Below are 16,956 nucleotides of genomic sequence, written 5' to 3' on the forward strand. Positions count from 1 at the left end.
GCATAATCCCGCCGATGGCCAGTTCCGAAACCTCCACCGTTGCCCGCCCGCTGTATGCGGAAACCCCGCCTGCCGACTACTGGCAACGCTGGAGCGTGGCCAACGCTGCGCCGGCCGAGGTGGTACAGGCGCAGATCCGTTCCGAGCAGGCCAGCGCGCCGGTTGCCGCCGGGATCAATGCCGGCGAGGACACGCCCTACCGCGTGCTGATCGTCGAGGACAACCGTTCGCAGGCCCTGTTCGCGCAGAGCGTGCTGCACGGTGCCGGCATGCAGGCCTTCGTGCAGATGGAAGTGGAGGGCGTGCAGCAGGCGATCAGCGAGCATCGCCCGGACCTGATCCTGATGGACCTGCACATGCCCGGGCTGGACGGCATGCGGCTGACCGCAATGATCCGCTCGCACCCGAACCAACAATTGCTGCCAATCGTCTTCCTCACCGGTGAGGCCGATCCGGACCGCCAGTTCGAAGTACTCGATTGCGGTGCCGACGACGTGCTGGTCAAGCCTATCCGCCCACGTCACCTGGTGGCGGCGGTAGCCAACCGCATCCGCCGCAACCGCATGCAGGTGCCGGGCAGCGCGGACAACACCCCGCTGCTGCACAACCCGGAAACCGGCCTGCCTACGCGCCACAACGTGATGCAGCAGCTGCAGGCCAGCATCACCGGTGCCCAGCCCGGCGGGGTGATGTTCATCGAGATCGCCAGCGCCCTTGGGCTGCGCGAGCGCTATGGCTATGCCAGCTTCGAGCGCCTGATGGTGCAGGCCGGGCAGCGCATTGCAGAGCAGATGCAGCCGCACCTGCTGGCACGGCTGAACGACAACAGCTTCCTGCTGCTGGTCCGTGATGCGGCCGCCGAGACCCTGCCGGCAATTGCCCGCCGCATCCGCATGGGTCTGTCAGCGCAGACTTTCGCCATCCGCGAGCAGGAGGCGGTGTTCCTGCGCTGCGTGGTCGGCCTTGCGGCCCTGCCGCAGGCGTTCGCCGATGCCGACGCGGCCCTGGAAGCCGTGGAGCGCACCGCCCTGCAGGCGCGCCTGGACACCGATGGCGTGGCGATCTACCGCGCCGAGGAAAATATTGGCAACCAGGAGCAACTGGCCCTGCTGGAGGGCCAACTGGAACTGGCCTATCAGCCAATCGTCGCCGTCGCCGGCGGCGACACCGCGCAGTACCAGGTGCTGCTGCGGCTGCGCCAGGGCAATGGCACCCTGCTCTCCGCCGGCCAGGTGATCCCCGCTGCCGAAGCCGCCGGGCGCATTGCCGACCTGGACCAGCAGGTGGTGGAACATGCATTGGGGCTGCTGCACCTGTACCAGTTCGCGCAGCCGCCGATGCGCCTGTTCGTGTCGCAGTCGCTGCGCACGCTGTCGCGCAGCGCCTATGGCGGCTGGCTGCTCAAGGCGCTGCAGGAGCGCCAGGTGGCCGGCAATGGCCTGGTCATCGACGTGCGCCTGTCCGATGCCCTGGTGCATGCGGTCAGCCTGCAGCAGTTCTGCGCCCAGTTGATGCCGGCCGGCGTGCAGTTCTGCCTCAGCCAGTTCGAGCCAAGTACCGAAGCCAATGCCCTGCTGACCCAGCTGCCGCTGAGCTATGCACGCATGTCCAGCCGCTTTGCCGGCAGCCACACCAGCCAGAAGCTGCGCGACGAACTGCGCACCACCATCGATCTGGCGCACCGTGCCAACGTGCAGATCATCGGTCAGCAGATCGAGGATCCCCAGGCCGCCGCCGCCATGTGGATGGGCGGGGTGGATTTCATCCAGGGCAACGTGGTGCAGCGCGCCGGTAGCGAGCTCAACTTCGACTTCCAGAACGCCGTGCTATGAGCCTGGCCGGCGCCGGTGCCAGCCGCGTCTGCGCAGCACTGGCAGCCCTGTTTGCCGCTGCAGCGGCCACTACTACGTGGCTGCCACAGCTGCCAGGCATGGTCACGCCCGTGCTTGCCGGTGCTGCCACCCTGGCCGCATTGCTGGCGCTGCTGGCTGCACACCGCGTGGCCCGCCAAGCACATGCACTGCAGTTGCGCAGCGAGGAACTCGCCCTGGAAGCGCGCCAGCTGCGCCTTGCCGGGCAGTTGCACGACCAGTTGCAGACCGAGCTGCTGCAGGCCAAGAAAGCGGCCGAGGCCGCCACCCTGGCCAAGGGTGAGTTCCTGGCCACGATGAGCCACGAGATCCGCACGCCGCTCAATGGCATCCTGCCGATGCTGGAATTGATCGCGCAGGGGCCACTGGATGGCGAGCAGCGCAGGATGCTGGCCACCGCCACCGAAAGCTCGCGCCAGCTGTTCCGCATCGTCGACGACATCCTGGATTACTCCAAGCTGGAAGCGAACCGGCTGGAACTGGAGGTCACCACCTTCAACCTGCGCGAAACCCTGGAGGGCATGCTGGCGCTGATGCAGCGCGCCGGCGAGCACAAGGGCCTGCAACTGTCCCTGCATATCGACCCAGCGGTACGCCTGCCGGTGCGTGGCGACCCGGTGCGGCTGCGGCAGGTACTGGGCAACCTGCTGGTCAATGCCATCAAGTTCACCGCGCGCGGCAGCATCCACATCGAGGTGACCCGCCTGGGCGAAACCCCGGCCCAGCACCAGCTGCGCTTCGAGGTACGCGACACCGGCATCGGCCTGGACAGCGCGCAACAACAGCGCCTGTTCAACGCCTTCACCCAGGCCGATGCCTCTACCACCCGCCTGTATGGCGGCACCGGCCTTGGGCTGGCAATCTGCAAGCGCATCATCGACCTGATGCACGGCAGCATCGGCGTGGAGTCGACGCCAGGCCGCGGTTCAACATTCTGGTTCGAGATACCGCTGCTGAAGGTCATAGGCGACCTGCAGCGCCCCGAACACCTGCGCAACGCCCGCAACGTGCTGCTGCTGGCCCCTGAGCCGCGCCTGCGGCAACGCCTGGAGCGCACTCTCGCAACCTGGGGCTATCACCCCAAGCGCGCCAACAACCTGCAGGAGGCACTGGAGATGCTGCGCAACCCGGCCGCCCCCCTGCACGCGGTAATTGGTGACCTGGACCCGATGCAGCACAGCGCGGGCGCCCTGCAACGCGCGATAAACAGGATGGACGATGCGCCGCGCCTGCTGTGGCTGTATGGCGACAGCCCGGTTGCCCCGGAGCTGATGGACGCTGCCACGGTATTGCCGCGGCAGCTGCCCGACGCACAGCTGCGTGACGCGCTGGCGGACATTGCCGCGGCCAATGTCCGCCGCAACGCGACTGCCCCAACCAGCGCTCCCGCAGCTGGCGTGCCCGCCGAACCGACCGCCATCGCACCGGTCGCCCTGGTCCCGGTCGAGACCGCGTTGGCCACCGACGCCGCAATTCCCGCGGCAGGCATCGCCGCCATCCCGGCTGCCAGCAAACCTGCGATTACCGGTGCTGACACCCACCTGGCTGGCATGCGTGTGTTGCTGGTTGAAGACAACCCCGTCAACCTGCTGGTGGCGCAGAAGCTGCTCAAGGTCATCGGCTGCACCGCCGACGCCGCAGAGAACGGCGCCATCGCGCTGGACAAGCTGCAGAGCCGCGGCCCGTACGACGCGGTGTTGATGGACTGCCAGATGCCGGTGCTGGACGGTTATGCCGCCACCCGGCGCTGGCGCCAGCATGAGGCCGACAACCGACTGCCGCGCCTGCCCATCATCGCCATGACCGCCAACGCGATGGCCGGCGACAGGCAGCGCTGCCTGGACGCCGGCATGGACGACTATCTTTCCAAACCCATTTCCCGCAACCAGTTGCAGACCTGCCTGCAGGCTTACATGCCCGCAACGCCAGCTGCCAAGGCACCCGACATGTCCATTGATACCGCTCCACCCGCCGCCCCCGCACCGGCGCTGCCGCCGATCACCGCCCCGGTGCTGGCGCGCAGCGTGCTGGATGAGCTCTACGAGATTGCCGGTGACGAGATCAACGCCATCATCGCGATGTTCCTGGAGGAGACACCGGCGCTGGTGCAGCAGCTGCAGGAAGCAGCCAGCACGGCCAACAACCAACGCCTGGGCGAGCTGGCGCACAGCCTGAAATCATCCAGCGCCAACGTCGGCGTGCTGGCCCTGTCCGAGGCCGCTCGCCGCCTGGAGCACGATGCGCGCATGGGCACCGTGCAACGGCCAACGGTGATCGCGGCGGTGATCGTGGCCGAGTTCGCCCGCGCCCGCACGGCGCTGGCCAGCTACCAGGCCAGCCTGGGCATCAGCACAGCACAGGGCTGAACCGCGACGCGGCTCAGTCCTCGATCTTGGTGAGCAGGTAATTGGGCTCGCCAATGCGCTCGATCAGGTCCAGCTGGGTTTCCAGCCAGTCGATGTGCTCTTCCTCCGCATCGAGGATCTTCACGAACAGCGCGCGGCTGACGTAGTCGCTGATCGACTCGGCGTAAGCCACCGCATCACGCAGTACCAGTGCCGCTTCGTTTTCCAGCGCCAGATCGCACTTGAGTATCTCGGTGGGGTTTTCACCGATGCGCAGCTTGCCCAGCGCCTGGAAGTTGGGCAGCCCTTCGAGGAACAGGATGCGGTCGGAGAGCGCATCGGCATGCTTCATCTCCTCGATCGATTCCTTGTACTCATGTTCGGCCAATTCCTTCAGGCCCCAGTTCTTCAGCATCTTGGCGTGCAGGAAGTACTGGTTGATGGCGGTCAGCTCGTTGTAGAGGACCTTGTTGAGGAATTCGATGACCTTGGCGTCGCCTTTCATTGCGCGGGCTCCTAGAGAGAACGGACGCACTTTAACCGCCTTTGCGGCGGCATGAAGGAACGCGAATCGTGATCATTAGCCCGTGCCGTCAAACACGGCAACGGGGCAGCAGGCTCAGGCCGCCCGCAACATCGGCAGGGGCAGCTCGCGCGTGGCCCGTGCCTGCTCCAGCAGGCCGGCGGCCATGTCCAGGCAGGACCCGCAATTGGAACCGCAACCGGTACGCATCGTCAGCTCGGCCACAGTGTCACAGCCGGCAATCGCGGCTTCGCGGATCTGGTGATCAGTGACTCCATTGCAGATGCAGACGTACACGGTGATGCCCTTCGAGCAGCCTTGATTGGCTGGATGGCATTCAATCGCAAATGCGAATGGTTGTCAATTTACGGCGTTAATCATTATTAATCTTCTTCCGCCACGGCCCCTGCCGCCGCTGCCGCTTGCGCGGACGGTCATGGCCGGCGGTGTTGCCGGGCAGCCATGCCTCCAATGCGGACGCGGGCATTGCCTGCACGCCCGGGCCGGCAATGCCGCGTGCCAGCGGCGCCAGGTGGCGCAGGGCACGCGCATAGACGCCGCGCTTGAAGATGACCACATGCTCCACCGGGTACCAGAAGTCCACCCAGCGCCAATGGTCGAACTCCGGGCTGTCGGTGTGATCCAGCCGCACATGGGCCTCATCGCCGGTAAGGCGCAGCAGGAACCATACCTGCTTCTGGCCGATGCAGACCTGTTTCTCGGTACGGCGGATGGCCCGGCTGGGCAGCCTATAGCGAAGCCAGCCAGGGGTAGCCCCCAGCACTTCGACGTGTTCGGGCAGCAGCCCGGTTTCTTCCTGCAACTCGCGATACATGGCTTCGACGGGTGTCTCGTCGGTATTCATGCCGCCCTGCGGAAACTGCCAGCCATCCCGGCGCACGCGTCGTGCCCAGAACACCTGCCCGTCTTCGCGCATCAGCACGATACCGACATTCGGTCGATAGCCGTCCGGATCGATCACGATGCGGACTCCTAATATTTCTACTGTCGAGGACTCTGCCATGGCCGCTGCTGGGCCACAAGCTCGGAAAAAAAGTATTGACAGAATGGCGCGGCGCCACCAGAATTACCGGCTCCCAAGGCTATGTAGCTCAGCCGGTTAGAGCACAGCACTCATAATGCTGGGGTCGGTGGTTCGAGTCCACCCATAGCCACCATGGGACGCAGGTTTGACCTGTACTACAGCCCCGTCGCCAAGCGGTAAGGCATCTGACTCTGACTCAGACATTCGGAGGTTCGAATCCTTCCGGGGCTGCCAGACACAAAAGGGCCTGATCGAAAGATCAGGCCCTTTCTGCATCACCTGATCACACCCCGGGCCAACCAACGGCCGGATGTGCGATAATCCGCCTGCACCATAGCCCCGTCGCCAAGCGGTAAGGCATCTGACTCTGACTCAGACATTCGGAGGTTCGAATCCTTCCGGGGCTGCCAGACACCAAAGACCCGATCGAAAGATCGGGTCTTTTCTTTTGGGCTGAATTCGGGATTGGGGATTGGGGATTCGCCGAAGCCGAAGCAAAGATCAAAAGCCAAGGCACCCCTCCCCAGCCCTCCCCTGCGCTGCGCGCAAGGGAGGGAGTAAGTGCTGCGCTTTCGCGCCAAATGCCCGCAGAGCCTGCCATCTACCCCCTCCCTTGCGCGCAGCGCAGGGGAGGGCTGGGGAGGAGCGCCTTGGCCTTGGCTTTGGTTCTGACCTCAGCCCCGGCTTTTGCCCCGCAGAACCCCCAATCCCCAACCCCCAAAACGACAAAAGCCCGGCCAAGGCCGGGCTTTTGCCTTCCCAGTGGGATTCCGAAGAACCCCACTCCGAAGCAATTAACGCTTGGAGAACTGGGTGGCGCGACGTGCCTTGTGCAGGCCGACCTTCTTACGCTCGACTTCACGGGCGTCACGGGTCATGAAGCCAGCCTTGCGCAGCTCGGACTTCAGGGTTTCGTCGTACTCGACCAGCGCACGGGCGATGCCCAGACGGATCGCACCGGCCTGGCCGGTGGTGCCGCCGCCGGCAGCAGTGACCAGGATGTCAAAGCTTTCGGTGTTCTGGGTCAGTTCCAGCGGCTGACGCACGATCATGCGTGCGGTCTCACGGCCAAAGAACTCGTCCAGCGGACGGCCATTGACGGTGATGTTGCCGGTGCCCTTGCGCAGGAACACGCGAGCGGTGGAGGACTTGCGGCGGCCAGTGCCGTAGTTTTGAGTGATAGCCATGATTAGATATCCAGAACCTGCGGCTGCTGTGCGGCGTGCGGATGCTCAGTGCCGGCGTAGACCTTGAGCTTGCGGTACATCTGACGACCCAGCGGGCCCTTCGGCAGCATGCCCTTGACGGCGATCTCGATCACGCGCTCCGGGTGACGCTCCAGCGCCTGCTCCAGGGTTTCGGTCTTCAGGTTACCGATGTAGCCGGTGAAGCGATGGTACTTCTTGTCCTTCAGCTTCTTGCCGGTTACAGCAATCTTGTCGGCATTGATGACGACCAGGTAATCACCGGTGTCAACATGCGGGGTGTAGACCGGCTTGTGCTTGCCACGCAGGCGGCGAGCCAGCTCGGTGGACAGACGGCCCAGCGTCTTGCCGGCGGCGTCAACGAGGTACCAGTCGCGCTGGACGGTCTCGTTCTTTGCAGTGAAAGTGCTCATAAAGAACTCAGGTAGGTCGGGCTGATTGCGGCGAGATGAACCACCGGAACTTTGCCACGCGTTGTGAAGGTGAAACAGAAGAGGCGGGATTGTACTGGCCGCAGCCGCCTGGCGCAACTCAGCCCCTGAACGCCACCCGGCTCCGGCCTTGGCAGGCCGCAGGCCAGCGGCGAGAATCGGGCCTACCCCACTGCAACGCCCCGCCATGACCCCCACCCGTGTACACACGCCCCTGGACCACCTGCTGACTGAAGCCCAGCGCGCCCTGGATACGGTATTCGGCAACCCGCCGGCCGCCCGCCCCAACCCGGCCGGCGACACCCCCGAGGTGGTGCTGGAGCCGGACGAGGTCCGCCATGCGGCGGGGCTGATGCGGATCAACCATGTTGGCGAAGTCTGCGCACAGGGCCTGTATTTCGGCCAGGCGGCGGTCGCCCGCGACCCGGCCACCCGCGCGCACCTGCTCGATGCCGCCCAGGAAGAGACCGACCACCTGAGCTGGTGCGCCGACCGCCTGCGCGAGCTGGACAGCCGCCCCAGCCTGTTCAACCCACTCTGGTATGCCGGCAGCTACACCATCGGCACCCTCGCCGGCCTGCGCGGTGATGGCTGGAACCTTGGCTTCGTGGTGGAGACCGAGCGCCAAGTGGAAGCGCATCTGGACGAGCACCTGCAGACCTTGCCGGCGGCCGACCAGCGCAGCCGCGAGATTCTCAAGGTGATGAAGCTCGACGAGGCGCGCCACGCCGAGCACGCCGAACATGCCGGTGCGCGCAAGCTGCCGTTCCCGATCCCGTCGATGATGGCACTGGCCTCCAAGGCAATGAAGGCCGTGGCCTACCGGATGTAGCGCATCACCTGTAGAGCCGAGCCATGCTCGGCTGGGCCTTACCGGGAAAGCCACTGCCGAGCATGGCTCGGCACTACATGGGATGGGTTTTTGCGAAACGCCACTGCCGAGCATGGCTCGGCACTACAGGGGATGGTTTTCTGCGAAACGCCGCTGCCGAGCATGGCTCGGCACTACCCTAACCCCGGTCTCAGCTGACCAGCTTCAGGCCGATCACGCCGGCCACGATCAGGCCGATGCACAGCAGCCGCGGCCAGCTGGCGCTGTCGCCGAACAGGATCAGGCCGGCAATGGCCACGCCAACGGCGCCAATCCCGGTCCAGACCGCATAGCCGGTGCCTACCGGGATCGTGCGCAATGCCTGGGTCAGCAACCACAGGCTGATGCCGGCAAACACCACGGTGACCGCACTCGGCCAGAGCCGGGTGAAACCTTCGCTGTACTTCAGGCCCAGCGCAAAACCGATCTCGAACAGGCCCGCCAGCAGCAGGTAGATCCAGGGCATTACCCACTTCCTTTACATGAAACGGCAACGGCCCGATGCATGAGCACCGAGCCGCCGTCGACAAACGTCTGCATCACTGCAGGGCGGGCCGTCCCGCCTGTTTTTGCGCAGAACCGGCGAGCCGGCGCTGCGCAGGCAGTGCTTATTCGGCCAGGTTGCGACCGTGGAACAGCTCTTCGATCTCGCGGCGCAGCAGCGCCTCGATCTTCATGCGTTCCTTGAACGACAGGTTCTTGGCCTTCTCTTCGAACAGGTACTGGTCCAGGTCGAAGTCCTTCAGGTGCATCTTGGTGTGGAAGATGTTTTCCTGATAGACGTTGACGTCGAACATCTCGTAACGCGACTTGATGTTCTTGGCCAGGAAGTTCTGGATCGAGTTGATCTTGTGGTCGATGAAGTGCTTCTTGCCCTTCACGTCGCGGGTGAAGCCGCGCACGCGGTAGTCCATGATCACGATGTCCGATTCCAGACTCTCGATCAGGTAGTTCAGCGCCTTCAGCGGCGAGATCACGCCACAGGTGGCCACATCGATGTCGGCACGGAACGTGGCGATACCTTCCTGCGGATGGGTCTCCGGGTAGGTGTGCACGGTGATGTGCGACTTGTCCATGTGCGCGACCACGGCGTCGGAGATCAGCTCCTTGCCAGCGGCCTTCTTGTCGATCACCGGCTCCTCGGAAATGAGGATTGTGACCGAGGCACCCTGCGGGTCGTAATCCTGACGCGCGATGTTCAGGATGTTCGCACCGATGATTTCAGCCACATCGGTGAGGATCTGCGTGAGTCGATCGGCGTTGTATTCCTCGTCGATGTACTCGATGTAACGCTGGCGCTCCTCTTCGGTACGCGCATAACAGACGTCGTAGATGTTGAAGCTCAAGGCCTTGGTGAGGTTGTTGAATCCTTGCAACCTCAGGCGAGGCAACGGCTTGACCACGGCGGTCGATCCTGTAGATGGTGGGAAAGGGGGAATTATGGGGCAAAGTTCCCCCCTGTGATACGTGCACCGTTATGCCGGTTTGCCCCTTATGATCTGCGTGGTTAAGCTTGCCCATTAAGCAAGTTCATCCAAACTGTGAACGCCATCATGAGCCCAGGGAACGCCACCACCGTGTCAAACGTGCGTCTCGCCTCCAGCCCGCTGGCGCTGGACATCGCTACCATCGACCGCTTTCTGGCCCACAGCCACCGCCGCCGCTACCCCGCCCGGACCGATGTGTTCCGCCCGGGCGACCCCGCCGGCACCATGTATTACGTGATCAGCGGCTCGGTCAGCATCATTGCCGAGGAAGATGACGACCGCGAACTGGTCCTTGGCTACTTCGGCGCGGGCGAGTTCGTCGGCGAGATGGGCCTGTTCATCGAGTCGGAAAAGCGTGAAGTCATCCTGCGCACCCGTACCCCCTGTGAACTGGCCGAGATCAGCTACGAGCGCCTGCACCAGCTGTTCCTGGGGCCACTGTCCACCGATGCCCCCAAGCTGCTGTATGCCATCGGTTCGCAGATCTCACGCCGCCTGCTGCATACCAGCCGCAAGGCCAGTCGTCTGGCCTTCCTGGATGTGACCGACCGCATCGTCCGGACCCTGCATGACCTGTCCAAGGAGCCGGAATCGATGAGCCACCCGCAGGGCACCCAGCTGCGCGTCTCGCGCCAGGAAATCGCCCGCCTGGTGGGCTGTTCGCGGGAAATGGCCGGCCGCGTGCTGAAGAAGCTGCAGGCCGACGGGCTGCTGCACGCCCGCGGCAAGACCGTCGTCCTTTACGGGACGCGTTGATACCGGTAGACGTGGCAACCGCTGGTTGCGTATCCGCAGCAGGTCCCGGATACGCAACCGCAGCGCCGGGCGGGCCCCGGAGCATTTACGCCCCCCCTGGAATCCCGCGAACCATCGCGACCCCGACCCGCCACCACCGTGCGTCGTCCGATGGCAATCCTCGTTTTTGAGACTTTCGTCGTTCAGGTTGACGCGTTGCAACAAGCGACGCATTGGTATCCACCGTCACTTTCCTTGACCTGCTCCGGCTCTGCCCGCAGGCTGCGGGCATGGAATTCGGAAGCGAGTTTTACTGGTTCATCCTGATCGGCCTGGGCGCACAGCTGGTGGACGGCGCGCTGGGCATGGCATTCGGGCTTATCTCCTCCTCGGTGCTGCTCAGCATGGGCCTGCCGCCAGCGGCCGTCAGTGCCAGCATCCACACCGCCGAGGTGTTCACCACCGGTGCGTCCGGGGTCTCGCATCTGGTTGCGGGCAATGTGGATAAACGCCTGTTCTTCCGCCTGGCGATACCCGGCGCGATCGGCGGCGCGATTGGCGCGTATGTGCTGACCCAGCTGCCCGGCGACGTGGTCCGCCCCTTCATCTATCTCTACCTGCTGGTACTGGCGATCTTCATCCTGGCCCGTGCGGCGGGCCGGTTCGTGGCCAAACAGGAAGTGAAACGGGTGCCCGTGCTGGGCTTCTTTGCCGGCCTGCTGGACGCTACGGGCGGTGGCGGCTGGGGTCCGGTGGCCACCTCCACCCTGCTGGCCCGTGGCGGCCAGGCACGCACCACTATTGGCTCGGTCAATGCGGCCGAGTTCGTGGTGACCCTGTCGATCTCGGCGACCTTCCTGCTGTCGATGGGCCTGCAGCACCTGTCCATCGTGGCCGGGCTGCTGGTGGGCGGAATGATGGCCGCGCCGGTGGCCGCACTGCTGGTGAAGCGGGTCAAGGAGCGCTGGGTGTTGATCGCGGTCGGCGTGCTGGTGCTGTCGATCAGCCTGTTCCAGATCGGCATGGCGGTGATGAAGCTGCGCGGGGCTTGAGGGGCGTGAGGCGATGTTGCTCTCAATAGCCCCTCTCCCGTTCACGGGAGAGGGGTTGGGGTGAGGGGAGCTTTTGATTTTGATACTGGCTTGGAGCTCGTTAAAAGCTCCCCACCTGCTTCACGCGTAGGCCCCCGAGCAAGTCAAAAGCCCCCTCATACGCCCCCCGCCTTCGCGGGGGCAGGCTCTCCGGGCACCTTCTCCCGCTTGCGGGAGAAGGCATGCTGGCTCCGGCTAGATTACTGCCGCAGCGGCTCACCGCCGCGGCCCGGGCAGCCCCAGTTGAGGATCGGAGTGCCGGCCGGCAGTACCTTGCCGAAATACGCCACCCGCGAATGCTTGGGGTTCACCACCACCGGCGCCTTGGCCGCCTTCAGCAGCGGCAGGTCGGCGGTGCTGTCGGAGTAGGCGATGGCGATGTCGCCATAGCCACGCTCGCGCAGCATGCGCATCTTCTCTTCGTTATGGCAGTGGCGGGTGGCGCCCATCGCGCCCAGACGCGGGCCAACCTCGCTGCCGATCACCGGCACGCCCTGCTCGGCCACGAAGGCCAGGATGGCGCGGGCCAGCTCCGGCGGCGCGCCGGTGGCCACGATCACCCGGTCACCGGCGCGGCGGTGACCGGCAAACACCGCCAGCGCGTGCGGCAGCAGCCGCTGGCGGATGTCGCCCTCATGCTTGAGCACGTACTGGTCGATCACCTTGTTGAACTCACGCGCCTGGTGCAGGCCGAAGGTGGCGATCCAGACATAGCCGGAAATGCCGAATCGACGCGTCGGCAGCATTGCCACCAGCGGCCCCAGCAGCGGCGTGGCGAGGATGGCGACCAGCAGCCGCAGGGGATTGCGCTTGATCAGCCAGGCAAACAGATGGCTGCCGGAATCGCCGTTGTACAGCGTGTGATCGAAGTCGAAGACGACCAGTTGCGCGTCTTCGCGCGGATTCGGATAGGGATCAGTCATGCCGGGAAGAATAGCTGACGCAGGCCCTCACCCGGCTCTTCCACGCGCATGAAGGTCTCACCGACCAGGAAGGCATTGACCCCGGCGTCGCGCATCAGCTTGACGTCGGCCGGGCCCAGAATGCCGCTCTCGGTGACCAGCAGGCGGTCGCGCGGCACCGCATCCTTCAGCGACAAGGTGTTCTGCAAGGACACCTCGAAGGTGCGCAGATTGCGGTTGTTGATGCCGATCAGCGGCACCGGTACCTGGATGGCGCGCTCCAGCTCATCGATGTCGTGCACCTCCACCAGCACGTCCATGCCCAGCTGCAGTGCCAGGTTGGACAGATCGGCCAGCTGCTGGTCGTCCAGCGCCGACACGATCAACAGGATGCAGTCCGCACCCAGCACGCGCGCCTCGTAGATCTGGTACGGGTCGATGACGAAGTCCTTGCGCAGCACCGGCAGCGTGCAGGCCTCGCGGGCCTGCTGCAGGTAGAGATCGGCACCCTGGAAGAAATCCACGTCGGTCAGCACCGACAGGCAGCTGGCGCCGCCGAACTCGTAGCTCACCGCGATATCGGCCGGATGGAAGTCCGGGCGGATCACGCCCTTGGACGGGCTGGCCTTCTTGACCTCGGCAATCACCGCCGGGTCGCCGCTGGCGATGGCCGCGTTCAGCGCATTGGCAAAGCCCCGTACAGGCGGCGCATCGGCCAGCCGCGCCTGCAACTCGGCCAGCGGCACGCGGGCGCTGCGCTCGGCTACCTCCTGCGCTTTGCGGGCAAGGATGGTATTGAGGATGTCGCTCATGGTTCTGCTTCCTGGTAACGGGCGTTGCGGACGCGGGTGATCGGGACGGAACGTTAAGGCAAGGGTTTCAGGCCGTGGCGGCCAGCGCACGGCTGGCATCGACATACTGCTGCAGGCGCGCACGCGCACTGCCATCGGCGATGACCGCACGGGCGCGGGCCAGGCCGTCGGCGATGCTGTCGGCCACACCGGCCACATACAGGGCGGCGCCGGCGTTGAGGGCGACGATATCGTTGGCCGGGCCCGGCTGGTTGTCCAGCACCGCGCGCAGCATGGCGATGGACTCTTCCGGGTTCTCGACCTTGAGGTTGCGGCTGGCCGACATGGCGATGCCGAAGTCCTCCGGATGAATCTCGTACTCGCGCACCTTGCCGTCGCGCAGCTCACCCACCAGGGTGCCGGCGCCGAGCGAGATCTCGTCCATGTTGTCGCGGCCCCACACCACCAGTGCGCGCTCGGCACCGAGCTCACGCAGCACGCGCGCCTGGATGCCGACCAGGTCGGGGTGGAACACGCCCATCAGGATATTGGTGGCACCGACTGGATTGGTCAGCGGGCCGAGGATGTTGAAGATGGTGCGCACGCCCATTTCGCGGCGCACCGGCGCGACCACTTTCATCGCCGGGTGGTGCATGGGCGCGAACATGAAACCGATGCCGGTCTGCTCGATGGCTTGTGCCACCTGCTCGGGCTGCAGTTCGATCACCGCACCCAACGCTTCCACCGCGTCGGCACTGCCGGACTTGGAGGAGACGCTGCGGTTGCCGTGCTTGGCCACCTTGGCACCGGCCGCGGCCACCACGAACATCGAACAGGTGGAGATGTTGAAGGTATGCGAGCCATCGCCACCGGTGCCGACGATGTCGACCAGGTGGGTCTTGTCGGCCACCTGCACCGGGCGTGCGAACTCGCGCATCACCGTGGCGGCACCGGCGATCTCGCCGACGGTTTCCTTCTTGACCCGCAGGCCGGTGAGGATGGCGGCGGTCATGGTCGGCGAGATCTCGCCGCGCATGATCTGCCGCATCAGGTCGACCATTTCGTCGAAGAAGATCTCGCGGTGCTCGATGGTGCGTTGCAGGGCTTCCTGCGCGGTGATGGTCATGACAGCTCCAGAATCAGGAAATAACGATGTAGTCGCTTTGGCTGTGGATGCCGGCATGCGTGCCCTGACGCAGCGCTACGTGCAGGCCGCCGATCGGGCCTACCGGCAGGCAGCTGTCCACTTCCAGCAAGGCATCGCGGTGCGGCTTGATCCATTGCGCTGCGGCCTGTGCCAGCGCCTTGCGCTTGGCCTCGACCGCATCGGCTGCGACCACCAGCAGGTAGCGGTGGTCTTCGCCGAACTGGCCATCGACGTAACCGCCGAGGTTGACGAAGAACAAAGTCGGCGCGTCGGCCGCAGGCGCGTCATCGGAAATGCGTACCTGCCAGTCATCGACGCCATCGACCGTCATCCACGAATCCAGGTGCAGGCCTGCAGCCTCACCGAACCATTGCTGGCGCAGTTGCGGGTAGGTCTGCTCGATGTCCGCACCAAAGGCAAACACCACGTCATGCACCTCGGTATTGGCACGCGCATGGCGGCCACCGAGCATCACCACGAACAAGCGGAAGTCTTCCAGGCTCACGGCGTCGGCCTCGCAGTAAGCGCCAGACGCAGGCCGAAGCCGATGAACAGCACCCCGGCCAGCTTGTCCAGCCACTGCATGCCACGCGCAGCCCAGCGGCTGCTGCGCACGCGGTCGGCGGCCAGCACATAGGCGGCATTGATCGGCAGCGCGTTGACGGTGAACACCAAGCCGAGCACGGCAAATGCCAAGGCCTTGTTCTGCACCGACGGGGCGATGAACTGCGGCAGGAAGGCGAGGAAGAACAGCACCACCTTCGGGTTCAGCACATTGGTCAGGAAGCCACCGGCAAACACCTGCCAGAACGAACCGGCACTGGCGCTGCTGGCGGCGATATCGGCCTGCAGGGTAGATTCGCCGGCGTTGCGCAGCAGGCGCACGCCCACCCACAGCAGATAAGCCGCGCCTATCCACTTGATCACGGTGAACAAGGTGGCCGACGTCGCCAGCAGCACGCCCAGGCCCAGCGAAGCCAGTGCCACATGCACCAGGCAGCCTGCACTGATGCCGACGATCGCGGCAACGCCAGCGCGGCGGCCACCGCGCAGCGAGCGGCTGATGATGTACAGCACATCCGGGCCCGGTGTGAGGTTCAACAACCAGCCTGCGAGCATGAACAACAGCAGCTGGCTCGGCTCGATCAACATGTGCGGTCCAGGAAGTTCTTCATCAGCGCGTGGCCGTGCTGGGTGAGGATGGATTCGGGATGGAACTGCACGCCCTCGACCGGATACTCACGGTGGCGCAGGCCCATGATCTCTTCCATCGAACCGTCCGGATTCTCGGTCCAGGCAGTGATCTCCAACGCCGCCGGCAGCGTGTTCTTGTCCACCACCAGCGAGTGGTAGCGGGTAGCCTCGTAGCGGTCCGGCAGGCCGGCGAACACGCCCTTGCCTTCATGGCGGATCGGCGAGACCTTGCCATGCATGATGTTGCTGGCACGTATCACGTCACCGCCATAGATCTGGCCGATGGCCTGATGGCCCAGGCACACACCGAACAGTGGAATGCTCGGGCCCAGTTGGCGGATCACCTCCAGCGACACACCGGCTTCGTTCGGCGTCTTCGGGCCGGGCGATACCACGATGTGCGAAGGCTTGAGCGCGGCGATCTCGGCGACGCTCATCGCGTCATTGCGCACCACCTTCACCTCGGCACCCAGCATCTGCAGGTATTGCACGAGGTTGAAGGTGAAGCTGTCGTAGTTGTCGATCATCAACAGCATGGTTCTTCTCTCATCATTGTCGTGTAGCCGTCGGTGCTTCGTCGTCGCTTGCAATCAGCTGCCATTCCCCGCTCCAGCGCGCATAACCCGGCGCTGCATAGTCGGCATCCGCACTCACCGAGCCAATTCCAAATTTCGCCATGTCTGCAACCGATACCGTCCAGTCGCACGTACAACCTTGTTCGTGGCCAAGAATCGTGATCCGGGGATCAACCCCAAGCTGTGTGTAGAACGCAGCCTGCTCCGATAGCGCGCGTCGAAACCACTTTTTCGCAGCCCTCTGTATGGACCATCGCTCCAGCCAGTTCGGGGGCCGACCAAGTTGCCGCTCAATGCCCGAGTAGTTGAAGTTCTTGAGCAGATTCTTCTGCAACAAAGATCCATGCCAGAGCACCAGCGCACCGCGCTCAATGAACTTCCGATTCCCCGCGGGAAATACGTAGTTCGCGCAGGACGAAAGACAGATGTCACCCACTACGCGCACATCCATTCCCCGGTCACGGATCATTCCACCCAGCGCCATTCCTGCCTCGACATCGCCACCGCCGGACTGGATTGCAAACTCCGTCAGTGAGCCGTCCGCTTCAAGCAAGGCCCGCACTTTGGCAACGGACGCCTGTGATATCAGTCCATCGAAATGGATGACCCTGCCCTCGACACGGATGACTGCGGGCGGATCCCCTTCCCTGTCCTGAGCTTGCTGGGCTGATGCAACGCCGACGAAGCCCATCACTGCTACCAGCAGGACAGGGCGCAGGCCATTGGCAATCATGCCACTCATC

Annotated in this window: 19 protein-coding genes and 3 tRNA genes; 8 read left to right on the forward strand and 14 right to left on the reverse strand. The window is 64.6% G+C overall.

Annotated elements, in window-relative coordinates:
• Positions 1-14 precede the first annotated feature (14 nt).
• Together B2527_RS01685 and B2527_RS01690 are read left to right on the forward strand one after the other, a co-directional pair.
• A complete protein-coding gene (locus B2527_RS01685; RefSeq protein ID WP_293705802.1) occupies positions 15-1,832 on the forward strand; it encodes an EAL domain-containing protein in 1,818 nt (605 codons plus the stop codon).
• Entirely contained in the window at positions 1,829-4,237 is a 2,409-nt protein-coding gene (locus B2527_RS01690) for an ATP-binding protein (RefSeq protein ID WP_293705804.1), read from the forward strand. The genes B2527_RS01685 and B2527_RS01690 overlap by 4 nt, the downstream gene beginning before the upstream one ends.
• 13 nt (positions 4,238-4,250) lie before the next feature.
• Here the strand turns inward: B2527_RS01690 and bfr are convergent, their stop codons facing one another.
• From bfr to B2527_RS01705, 3 genes are all read right to left on the reverse strand, one after another.
• The gene (gene bfr, locus B2527_RS01695; RefSeq protein WP_293705806.1) at positions 4,251-4,721 is read right to left on the reverse strand and encodes a bacterioferritin; all 471 of its coding nucleotides are present in this window, start codon (positions 4,719-4,721) and stop codon (positions 4,251-4,253) included.
• A gap of 114 nt (positions 4,722-4,835) precedes the next feature.
• Positions 4,836-5,036 carry a (2Fe-2S)-binding protein gene (locus tag B2527_RS01700; RefSeq protein WP_293705808.1) on the reverse strand — a complete coding sequence of 67 codons (201 nt, stop codon included), beginning with the start codon at positions 5,034-5,036 and terminating at the stop codon, positions 4,836-4,838.
• A gap of 76 nt (positions 5,037-5,112) precedes the next feature.
• Entirely contained in the window at positions 5,113-5,721 is a 609-nt protein-coding gene (locus tag B2527_RS01705; protein WP_293705810.1) for an RNA pyrophosphohydrolase, read from the reverse strand.
• 119 nt (positions 5,722-5,840) lie between these two features.
• On the opposite strand from B2527_RS01705, the gene B2527_RS01710 reads away from it, so the two are divergent.
• From B2527_RS01710 to B2527_RS01720, 3 genes are all read left to right on the forward strand, one after another.
• Positions 5,841-5,917 (forward strand) — tRNA-Met (locus tag B2527_RS01710).
• 26 nt (positions 5,918-5,943) lie between these two features.
• Positions 5,944-6,018 (forward strand) — tRNA-Gln (locus B2527_RS01715).
• Between the two features lie 101 nt (positions 6,019-6,119).
• A tRNA-Gln gene (locus B2527_RS01720) sits at positions 6,120-6,194 on the forward strand.
• Between the two features lie 384 nt (positions 6,195-6,578).
• Here the strand turns inward: B2527_RS01720 and rpsI are convergent.
• Positions 6,579-6,971 (reverse strand): 30S ribosomal protein S9, encoded by a 393-nt coding sequence (gene rpsI / locus B2527_RS01725; protein ID WP_057626426.1) that lies wholly within the window; start codon positions 6,969-6,971, stop codon positions 6,579-6,581.
• Positions 6,972-6,973: 2 nt separating this feature from the next.
• The gene (rplM, locus tag B2527_RS01730; RefSeq protein ID WP_293705814.1) at positions 6,974-7,402 is read right to left on the reverse strand and encodes a 50S ribosomal protein L13; all 429 of its coding nucleotides are present in this window, start codon (positions 7,400-7,402) and stop codon (positions 6,974-6,976) included.
• Between the two features lie 205 nt (positions 7,403-7,607).
• On the opposite strand from rplM, the gene coq7 reads away from it, so the two are divergent.
• Positions 7,608-8,252, forward strand: a complete 645-nt coding sequence (coq7, locus tag B2527_RS01735; RefSeq protein ID WP_293705816.1) for a 2-polyprenyl-3-methyl-6-methoxy-1,4-benzoquinone monooxygenase — start codon at positions 7,608-7,610, stop codon at positions 8,250-8,252.
• Between the two features lie 190 nt (positions 8,253-8,442).
• On the opposite strand, the gene B2527_RS01740 is transcribed toward coq7, so the two are convergent.
• Positions 8,443-8,757: a DMT family transporter gene (locus B2527_RS01740; protein ID WP_293705818.1), complete on the reverse strand. Its 315-nt coding sequence runs from the start codon at positions 8,755-8,757 to the stop codon at positions 8,443-8,445.
• 142 nt (positions 8,758-8,899) lie between these two features.
• On the reverse strand, positions 8,900-9,694 hold the full coding sequence (speD, locus tag B2527_RS01745; RefSeq protein WP_054667806.1) for an adenosylmethionine decarboxylase: 795 nt from the start codon (positions 9,692-9,694) through the stop codon (positions 8,900-8,902).
• A 150-nt stretch (positions 9,695-9,844) separates the two neighbouring features.
• On the opposite strand from speD, the gene crp reads away from it, so the two are divergent.
• A complete protein-coding gene (gene crp, locus B2527_RS01750) occupies positions 9,845-10,534 on the forward strand; it encodes a cAMP-activated global transcriptional regulator CRP (protein WP_293705828.1) in 690 nt (229 codons plus the stop codon).
• A gap of 269 nt (positions 10,535-10,803) precedes the next feature.
• Positions 10,804-11,565 (forward strand): sulfite exporter TauE/SafE family protein, encoded by a 762-nt coding sequence (locus B2527_RS01755; protein ID WP_293705830.1) that lies wholly within the window; start codon positions 10,804-10,806, stop codon positions 11,563-11,565.
• 239 nt (positions 11,566-11,804) lie between these two features.
• Here the strand turns inward: B2527_RS01755 and B2527_RS01760 are convergent, their stop codons facing one another.
• The 7 genes from B2527_RS01760 to B2527_RS01790 form a co-directional block, all read right to left on the reverse strand.
• A complete protein-coding gene (locus tag B2527_RS01760) occupies positions 11,805-12,527 on the reverse strand; it encodes a haloacid dehalogenase-like hydrolase (protein ID WP_293705831.1) in 723 nt (240 codons plus the stop codon).
• Positions 12,524-13,318: an indole-3-glycerol phosphate synthase TrpC gene (gene trpC, locus B2527_RS01765; RefSeq protein WP_293705832.1), complete on the reverse strand. Its 795-nt coding sequence runs from the start codon at positions 13,316-13,318 to the stop codon at positions 12,524-12,526. Before trpC ends, B2527_RS01760 begins: the two co-directional genes overlap by 4 nt.
• A gap of 67 nt (positions 13,319-13,385) precedes the next feature.
• The gene (trpD, locus tag B2527_RS01770) at positions 13,386-14,423 is read right to left on the reverse strand and encodes an anthranilate phosphoribosyltransferase (RefSeq protein ID WP_293705833.1); all 1,038 of its coding nucleotides are present in this window, start codon (positions 14,421-14,423) and stop codon (positions 13,386-13,388) included.
• Positions 14,424-14,436: 13 nt separating this feature from the next.
• Positions 14,437-14,949, reverse strand: a complete 513-nt coding sequence (locus B2527_RS01775; protein ID WP_293705834.1) for a DUF1543 domain-containing protein — start codon at positions 14,947-14,949, stop codon at positions 14,437-14,439.
• On the reverse strand, positions 14,946-15,596 hold the full coding sequence (locus tag B2527_RS01780; protein ID WP_293705835.1) for a LysE family translocator: 651 nt from the start codon (positions 15,594-15,596) through the stop codon (positions 14,946-14,948). The genes B2527_RS01775 and B2527_RS01780 overlap by 4 nt, the downstream gene beginning before the upstream one ends.
• Positions 15,590-16,174, reverse strand: a complete 585-nt coding sequence (locus B2527_RS01785) for an anthranilate synthase component II (protein ID WP_293705836.1) — start codon at positions 16,172-16,174, stop codon at positions 15,590-15,592. Before B2527_RS01785 ends, B2527_RS01780 begins: the two co-directional genes overlap by 7 nt.
• Before the next feature lie 13 nt (positions 16,175-16,187).
• A complete protein-coding gene (locus B2527_RS01790; protein ID WP_293705837.1) occupies positions 16,188-16,955 on the reverse strand; it encodes a hypothetical protein in 768 nt (255 codons plus the stop codon).
• Position 16,956: the final 1 nt, after the last annotated feature.

Source organism: Stenotrophomonas sp. UBA7606 (genome assembly GCF_002477705.1).
Taxonomy (GTDB): domain Bacteria; phylum Pseudomonadota; class Gammaproteobacteria; order Xanthomonadales; family Xanthomonadaceae; genus Stenotrophomonas.